This is a genomic window from Brevundimonas sp. TWP2-3-4b2, assembly GCF_049897345.1.
In the GTDB taxonomy this organism is placed as follows: domain Bacteria; phylum Pseudomonadota; class Alphaproteobacteria; order Caulobacterales; family Caulobacteraceae; genus Brevundimonas.
Genome location: NZ_JAFCWB010000002.1, coordinates 673,695 through 682,125 on the forward strand (window position 1 = coordinate 673,695; position 8,431 = coordinate 682,125).

Sequence of the window (8,431 nt, forward strand, 5' to 3'; positions counted from 1 at the left end):
CGCGCCACCATCCCCCCATGTCGGGGCTGACCAAGACCAAGAAGGCGGGGCGGCCGGTGCTGACTCTGTTCCTGCTGCTGCTCCTGCTGGGGTCCGGCGGCCTCGTGCTGCAGCGGTTCCTGCCCGTGCCCGCGACCTTTCTGATGGCCACCCGCCTGACGGAAGGTGAAGGCTGGGACTACCGCTGGCGCTCGCTCGACCGGACATCGCCACGTCTGGTCGAGGCCGTGATCGCCTCGGAGGACTCGACCTTCTGCGCCCACCGCGGTTTCGACATGGAGGCCATCGAACGCGCGCTGAAGGCCAATGCCCGCTCGGAAAAGCGTGGCTCGGGGCGGATCCGCGGCGGCTCGACCATCAGCCAGCAGACGGCCAAGAACGCCTTCCTCTGGCCGGGCCGCGACTGGATCCGCAAGGGGCTTGAGGCCGGCTACACCGTCGCCATCGAGACCGTCTGGGGCAAGCGGCGGATCATGGAGGTCTATCTCAACGTCGCCGAGTGGGCCCCGGGCGTCTACGGGGCCGAGGCGGCCTCGCGCCACTGGTTCGACAAGTCGGCGGATGACCTGACCGCCCGCGAGGCCGCCCGCCTCGCCGCCATCCTGCCCAGCCCGCGCCGCTACAGCGCCTCCTCGCCCGGTCCCTATGTCCGTCGCCGCACCTCGCGCATCCAGGCCGCCATGGGCACGGTACGGGAACAGGGCCTGGCCGCCTGCGTCGTGGGATGAACGGCGCCGCTTGACGCGACGCTTCGGCTCCCTTCACCTGCCCGCCCAACGCCGCGGCGGCAGACCGCGCAAGGAGGAAATACCCATGAACCGCGCCCTGATGACCGCCGCCGCCGCCTGCGCCCTGACCTTCGGTCTGGCCGGCTGCGCCAGCCTCGGCATGACCGACGAAGCGATGGCCCCGGCGTCGGTCGATGACGCCGCCGCCGCCATGGGCCGCGCGGTCGACGCCGCCGCCACCCCGAACGCGGCGGACGCCGCCGCCTTCGTCGCCACTGCAGAGACCCGCCTCGCCGCCCTCAGCGAGGAGGCCGCGCGCATCCAGTGGACCCGCGCCACCAACATCACCCACGACACCATGTGGCTGGAGAGCCGGATCAACGCCGAATATACCGAGCTGCAGGTCGAGCTGGCCAACGGCGCCGCGGCGTTCAACGACGTCCAGGTTCCCGACGACGTCCGCCGCAAGCTGAACCTGCTGCGCCTCGGCATCGTCCTGCCCGCCCCCAACCGCCCCGGCGCGGCCGCCGAGCTGGCCGACATCACCACCCGCCTCGACTCGACCTACTCTGTCGGCAAGTTCGAATACCAGGGCCGTCAGATCACCCTCGACGAGGCCTCCGCCCTGCTGGCCACGACCCGCGATCCGGCGGAGGCCCGGGCCCTGTACGAGGGCTGGCGGACGATCTCGCCGGTCATGGCCCCCGACTACGCCCGCATGGTCGCCATCGCCAACGAGGGCGCGACCGAGCTCGGCTTCGCCGACACAGGGGCCATGTGGCGCGCCGGCTATGACATGGAGCCCGACGCCTTCGCCGCCGAGACCGACCGCCTGTGGGAACAGGTCAAGCCGTTCTACGAAAACCTGCACTGCTACGTCCGCAACCGGCTGAACGAGAAATACGGCGACGCCGTCCAGCCGGACCACGGCCCGATCCGCGCCGACCTGCTGGGCAATATGTGGTCGCAGCAATGGGGCAACATCTATGACGTCGTGGCCCCGGCCACCGGCGGTGCCTCCAGCTATGACCTCACCGAGCGGCTGGTCGCCTCGGGCTATGACGCCCGCAAGATGGTCGAGACCGGCGAAGGCTTCTACGTCTCCATGGGCCTGCCCGAGCTGCCCGAGACCTTCTGGGAGCGCAGCCAGATCACCCGCCCGCGCGACCGGGAAGTGGTTTGTCACGCTTCGGCCTGGGACCTCGACAACCGCGACGACATCCGCATCAAGATGTGTACCGAGGTCAATGGCGAGGACTTCTATACGGTCCACCACGAGCTGGGTCACAACTACTATCAGCGCGCCTACAAGGATCAGCCCTTCCTGTTCAAGAACGGGGCGAACGACGGCTTCCACGAGGCCATCGGCGATTTCGTCGGCCTGTCGGCCCTGACCCCCACCTATCTGAACCAGATCGGCCTGCTGCAGGCTGTGCCCGGCGAGGCGGAGGACATCCCCTTCCTGCTCAAGATGGCGCTCGACAAGATCGCCTTCCTGCCCTTCGGCCTGATGGTCGACCGCTGGCGCTGGGGCGTGTTCAACGGCGAGACCAGCCCGGCCGAATACAACGACGCTTGGTCGGCAAACATGCTGAAATACCAGGGTCTGGTTCCGCCCGGACCGCGTCCGGCCGATGCCTTCGACGCGGGCGCGAAATACCATATCCCCGGCAACACCCCTTACACCCGCTACTTCCTGGCCCACATCTACCAGTTCCAGTTCCACCGCGCCGCCTGCCAGCAGGCCGGCTGGACCGGGCCGCTGCACCGCTGCTCAGTGTACGGAAACGAAGAGGTCGGCGCGCGCTTCAACGCCATGATGGAGATGGGCCAGTCCCGCCCCTGGCCCGAGGCCATGCAGGCCTTCACCGGCCAGCGCGAGAACGACGCATCGGCCGTGGCCGACTATTTCGCCCCGCTGAACACCTGGCTGACAGCCCGGAACCGCGGCAAGGACTGCGGCTGGGAGGCTTGATGCGATCGCCGAACGGCGATCACATTAACCTTTGGCATTGGGCCTTCTCTTAACCGAACGGGTTCATTTTTGTCCGGATGAGCGTGGGCGGATTGCGCCTGCGGTTGACGGCGGATGCGGCGATGGGGCTGAGAACCTGGATCAACGGCGCGGGCCGGTCCTTGCGGGCGTTCACCCGCCGCATGACGGACGACGCCCGCGGCAACGTCGCCATGTTGTTCGGCCTCAGCCTGCCCGTGCTCATTCTGATGACCGTCGGCGGCGTGGACATCCACCGCGCCTCGACCGTGCGTGTCAATCTTCAGGACGCGCTGGACGCCGCCACCCTGGCGGCCGCGCGCTCGCCCTATACCGCCAATACCGACCTCCAGCGCGTGGGGCTGGCGTCCCTGAGAGCCAATCTGAAGGCCTATCCGGGCATCACCCTGCGCGAGGCGGACACCAGCTTCGTGCTGAACAGCGACGACGTCGTGATCGCCAGCTCAAAGGTCGATGTGACCACACTCGTGGCCAACATCTTCCTGCCGCCCTACGGCAAATTCATGGACGACACCCTGCCGGTCGGAGCCCATTCCGAGGTCGACCGGTCTTCGCGCAATATCGAGGTGTCGCTGGCGCTGGACGTTTCCGGCTCCATGAGCGGCCAGAAACTGCTGGATTTGAAGGCGGCGGCCAAGGACCTGGTCGATCTGATCGTCCAGCCGGTCCAGACGCCCTACTATTCCAAGGTCGCCCTGGTGCCCTGGTCCTATTCGGTCAATCCCGGGACCTATCTGAACGCCGTGCGAGGCTCGGTCACCGGCTCGACCAACATCACCGGCGCGGTCATCAATCTGACGGGCGCGCAAAAGACCATAACCGCGGCCACCAAGGCCAACCCCGTCGTCGTCACCTCGTCGTCGCACTGGTTTGCCAACAATGACGTGGTCTGGATCACCGGCGTCAGTGGCATGACCCAGCTCAATAACAAGGCCTACATCGTCAGGAACAAGACCACCAACACCTTCGAACTCTACAATCTGGCGGGCAGTCGCGTCGACGGCCGAACCTACAGCACCCATTCGGGAAGCACAGGCCGGGTCCAGAAATGTCAGGACAGCGACTGTTCCATCACCGTCACTTCGGCCAACCATGGGCTGACGACCAACAGCTACGTCTATATCACCGGCGTCAACGGCATGTCGGCGATCAACAACCAGGCCTATCTGGTCGGGAATGTTACAAGCTCGACCTACACCATTGACCCGCCGGATGTGGGGATCAGCCCCTATACCTCGGGTGGCTTGTCGTGGTGTGCCAGCCCCGGCTGCACCTATTACGCCTTCGAGAACGAGGACCTGAATCTGGCGACGCACCGGATCAGCAGCTGCGTCACGGAACGAACGGGGAGCGAGCGCTATACCGACGCGGCCACGACCGCTTCTGCCCGGGTCGGGCGCAACTATCCGGACATCAGCGGCGGATGCCTGGGCAGCACGATCCAGCCGCTGTCCAGCAGCATCAGCGGCATCAAGGCGAACATTGACGCACTGGCTGTGAGCGGCTCGACCGCCGGCCAGATCGGCATAGCCTGGGGCTGGTATATGGTGTCGCCCAATTTCGGCTCCCTGTGGTCGGCATCGGCCGGCGCAGCCTACAACACCGCCGAGACCCTGAAGGCCGTGATCATCATGACCGACGGCGATTTCAACGCCCCCTACTGCAACGGGGTAATGGCCCGGGGCTACAACGCCGGCAGTTCGGCCAGCATCAACTGCGATCCGGACAATGGCGAACCCTATGCCCAGAGCCGGGCCCTGTGCGACGCCATGAAGGTCAACGGGATCGTCATCTACACCGTCGGATTCCAGATCACCGCCGGCGGTAACTCCGAAACCCTGCTGAAATACTGCGCTTCGACCCCGAGCAGTTTCTACAATGCCGGCAGCGGCACGGCCCTGTCCGAAGCCTTCAACGCCATCGGACGGGATATCACCCAGCTCCGGATCTCGAGGTAGCCGGAAACCGGGTGCCGCGTTCAGGCGGCGAGCGCCGGCACCCTCAGATCAGCCGGATTTCCTTCAACCGCTCGGTCAGGAAGTCCTCGGCCATGATCGCCTTTCCGGCATAGCGGTCGGGATTCTCCGGCGAGACCATGCCCGGCAGGGTCTCGATCACGAAATCCGGGTTGAAGTGCAGGAAGAAGGGCGTCGAATAGCGGGCGAAGCTGGCCCGCTCCGGCGCGGGATTGATCACCCGGTGGCTGGTCGACGGCAGGACGTGGTTGGTCAGCCGCTGCAGCATGTCACCGATATTGACCACCAGCGCCCCCGGCGGCGGCGCGATGTCCAGCCATTCGCCGTCGGCGTCCTTCAGCTGCAGTCCGGCCTCCTCGGCACCGAGCAGCAGGGTGATGACATTGATGTCCTCATGGGCTCCCGCGCGGACGCCCGAGGCGCCGGCCGGCACGGGCGGATAGTGCAACATGCGCAGGATACTGTTCCCCATCTCGACCTTGTCCTCGAAGAAGCCGTCGCCGAGTTTCAGATACCGGGCGATGGCGCGCAGGATCTTTGCGCCCAGCTGATCCATGGCCGAGAACATGCCGTACAGGTGTTCCTGATACCCCTCGACCTCGGTCGGCCAGACATTGTCGCGCATGTATTTGCGATAGGGATGGCCCTCGGGCAGTTCGCGGCCGACGTGCCAGAACTCCTTCAGATCCACCGTGGCCGCGCCCTTGGCCGCCTCGACACCGAACGGGGTCAGGCCCCGCGCACCGCCGGTGCCCGCCTGATGGTACTGGCGTTTGATCGCCTCCGGCAGGGCGAAGAAGGCCTTGGCATCGTCAATGGCGGCCTCGATCACCGTCTCGTCCAGGCCGTGATCGGCGATCACCGCGAAGCCATAGCGTTTGAACGACGCCCCCAGCCTGTCGGCGAAGGCCTGGAAGTCGGCGTCGTACAGGCTCAACGAGACCGGCTCGATGGCACGGCTGGCGGTCGGGGCAATATCGGGATTCAGGGTCGCGGTCACGGCAGGCCTCGCAGGAACGACAGGTCGGTTCCTTACCCCCTAAGCCGGGACCTTGGCAAAGCCGCGGCGAACCGTTCATCCACCGTACAGATCGGAACCTTCACCGTAGGCTCGCGTTTCGGCGCCAGACCACTTTCATCTGACAGGGATATTCCACATGCGCAGCAAGCTTCTTATGGCCGGCACCGGCATCGCCATCCTGCTCGGCGGCACCGCCTGCACCACCATGGACCCCTACAGCTCGACCCCGCAGCGCAACAACACCGGCACCGGTGTGATCGCGGGCGCGCTCGGCGGCGCGGTACTGGGCTATCTGACCAACACGTCGAATTCCGAACAGGGTCGCAAGAACGCTCTGATCGGGGCCGGCATCGGGGCCCTGGGTGGCGCAGCCGTCGGCTCCTACATGGATCGCCAGCAGCGCGAGCTTGAGGCCGAACTCTCGGGCTCCGGCGTCGGCGTTGCGCGCCAGGGTGACAACCTCGTCCTGCGCATGCCGTCGGACGTCACCTTCGCCTCCAACCAGTCGAGCATCACGCCGCGCTTCAACGCCACCCTCGACGACGTCGCCAGCGTGCTGAACCGTTACGACCAGTCGATCATCGACATTGTCGGCCACGCGGACTCCGATGGGGCCGACGACTACAATCTGAACCTCTCGCGTCAGCGCGCCTCGTCGGTGGCCCAGGCCCTCGTCAGCCGCAACGTTCTCGCCGATCGCCTGTTCGTCGACGGTCGCGGTGAAAGCGCGCCCATCGCCTCGAACGCCACCGCGGAAGGCAAGGCCCAGAACCGTCGGGTCGAGATCCTGATCCGCCCGTTCCGCGGCTAGTCCGGACCCGCGCCCAACCGGCCCGAGGGGCGGCGGCGCGACCCGGACCGCGCTCAAGCAGCCCGAAGGGCGGTAGCGCAACCAGGAAGACAAGGGACGGAGCGTCGGCTTCGTCCCTTTTTTCCGGCATACGCCGTTCCGTGACTTGCGGCGCAGCGCTTCAGATGCTCGATACGAACCGCACTCGCTGCGGGGGAATCGCTTGCGTCCGAACCATCAGGAATTCACCGACGGCGTGAAACTGGCCGCCATCGCGGCGGTCTCGGCGGTGCTGACTGCGACCGTTGTCATCGGCGTCGGCCGCACGCTGATGCCGCAGGGCAGTGCCATAGCCGCGGAACAATCCCCCACCCTGACGCGCGTCGCCCTGCGCTAGACGGGTTTCGCGCCCGGGTTCACGCCCGTCCGATCGAGACGTAGCGGAAGCCGCGAGCGCGCAGATCGTCGGGCCGGTAGACGTTTCTCAGATCGACCATCACCGGTTCGCGCATCAGCAGCTTGACGCGGTCGAGGTCCAGCGCCCGGAACTGGTCCCATTCGGTCAGGATGACCACGACGTCCGCGTGCTCGACAGCGTCATAAGGACCGGCCTTGAACACCACCCCGTCCAGCAGCCGGGCGGCCTCGTGCATACCTTCCGGGTCAAAGGCCTGCACCGTCGCGCCCATGCCGATCAGGGCCGGGGCCACATCCAGCGACGGCGCATCGCGCATGTCGTCGGTATTGGGTTTGAAGGTCAGGCCCAGCAGGGCGACGGTCTTGCCCCGGATGTCGCCGCCGAGGGCCGCGGCCACCTTGCCGGCCATGGCCTTCTTGCGCGCATCATTGATGGCCACCGTGGTCTCGATCAGCCGCACCGGCGCGCCGGCGTCGGTCGCCGTGCGTATCAGGGCCAGGGTGTCCTTGGGAAAGCAGGAGCCGCCATAGCCGGGGCCTGCGTGCAGGAATTTGCCGCCGATCCGCTTGTCCAGGCCGATGCCGCGCGCGACCTGCTGCACATCGGCCCCGACCGCCTCGCACAGGTCCGCCATCTCGTTGATGAAGGTGATCTTCATCGCCAAGAAGGCGTTGGCCGCATATTTGGTCAGTTCGGACGTGCGCCGGCCGGTGAAGAGGATCGGCGTCTCATTGAGGTTCAGCGGGCGATACAGCTCGCGCATCACCGCCTGTGCCCGCGGGTCTTCGGTGCCGACGACGACACGGTCGGGCCGTTTGAAGTCCTCGATCGCGGCCCCTTCGCGCAGGAACTCGGGATTGGACACGACCGCAAAATCGGCGTCGGGGCGGCGCTCGCGAATGATGCGTTCGATCTCGTCACCGGTGCCGACCGGCACGGTGGACTTGGTCACGACCACGGTGAAGCCCTCGATCAGGCCGGCGATCTCCTCGGCGGCGGCATGGACGAAGGACAGGTCGGCATGACCATCGCCGCGCCGCGACGGCGTGCCCACCGCGATAAAAACGGCGTCGGCCGTCCGGATCGCCGCCGCCCCGTCGAGGGCGAACGACAGACGTCCGGACCGCACATTGGCGGCGACCAGATCCTCCAGCCCCGGCTCGAAGATCGGGATCTCGCCGCGCTCGAGCCGTTCGATCTTGGCCGCGTCCTTGTCGACGCACACCACCTCATGGCCGAAGTCCGCGAAACAGGCCCCTGAGACCAGTCCCACATAGCCGGTTCCGATCATCGCCACGCGCATGGAAGGTCATCCGTTGAATCAGTGGCCGGAATAGCGGGCGGCCGCGGCCTTGGCCACCCCGCACCCTGCAAAGCAAAACCGCCGGCCCCTATGGGGACCGGCGGTTCTGTTGTCTGGCCGATCGGCCTTCCGGGTTTAGCGGAAGTTGATGCCGATGGTGGCGCGACGGTTGAGGGGCTCG

Annotated in this window: 7 protein-coding genes; 5 read left to right on the plus strand and 2 right to left on the minus strand. The window is 66.5% G+C overall.

All coding sequences use genetic code 11. From position 1 onward, the window contains the following. Nucleotides 1-17 precede the first annotated feature (17 nt). From mtgA to ACP7AS_RS06960, 3 genes are all read left to right on the plus strand, one after another. Nucleotides 18-728 carry a monofunctional biosynthetic peptidoglycan transglycosylase gene (gene mtgA, locus ACP7AS_RS06950; RefSeq protein ID WP_426028124.1) on the plus strand — a complete coding sequence of 237 codons (711 nt, stop codon included), beginning with the start codon at nucleotides 18-20 and terminating at the stop codon, nucleotides 726-728. Between the two features lie 85 nt (nucleotides 729-813). Beyond that, nucleotides 814-2,703, plus strand: coding sequence for a M2 family metallopeptidase (locus tag ACP7AS_RS06955; RefSeq protein ID WP_426028125.1), 1,890 nt, complete (start codon nucleotides 814-816; stop codon nucleotides 2,701-2,703). 92 nt (nucleotides 2,704-2,795) lie between these two features. Beyond that, complete coding sequence (locus ACP7AS_RS06960; RefSeq protein WP_426028126.1) at nucleotides 2,796-4,700, plus strand: ubiquitin-activating E1 FCCH domain-containing protein; 1,905 nt, start codon at nucleotides 2,796-2,798, stop codon at nucleotides 4,698-4,700. A 43-nt stretch (nucleotides 4,701-4,743) separates the two neighbouring features. On the opposite strand, the gene ACP7AS_RS06965 is transcribed toward ACP7AS_RS06960, so the two are convergent. Beyond that, on the minus strand, nucleotides 4,744-5,718 hold the full coding sequence (locus ACP7AS_RS06965) for an isopenicillin N synthase family dioxygenase (protein ID WP_426028127.1): 975 nt from the start codon (nucleotides 5,716-5,718) through the stop codon (nucleotides 4,744-4,746). Nucleotides 5,719-5,875: 157 nt separating this feature from the next. Here ACP7AS_RS06965 and ACP7AS_RS06970 point away from each other — a divergent pair, with 157 nt between their 5' ends. Together ACP7AS_RS06970 and ACP7AS_RS06975 are read left to right on the plus strand one after the other, a co-directional pair. Continuing rightward, entirely contained in the window at nucleotides 5,876-6,550 is a 675-nt protein-coding gene (locus ACP7AS_RS06970) for an OmpA family protein (protein WP_426028128.1), read from the plus strand. 202 nt (nucleotides 6,551-6,752) lie between these two features. Continuing rightward, a complete protein-coding gene (locus ACP7AS_RS06975; RefSeq protein ID WP_426028129.1) occupies nucleotides 6,753-6,926 on the plus strand; it encodes a hypothetical protein in 174 nt (57 codons plus the stop codon). A gap of 19 nt (nucleotides 6,927-6,945) precedes the next feature. Here ACP7AS_RS06975 and ACP7AS_RS06980 read toward each other — a convergent pair whose 3' ends face one another. Then, entirely contained in the window at nucleotides 6,946-8,250 is a 1,305-nt protein-coding gene (locus ACP7AS_RS06980; RefSeq protein ID WP_426028130.1) for a UDP-glucose dehydrogenase family protein, read from the minus strand. Nucleotides 8,251-8,431: the final 181 nt, after the last annotated feature.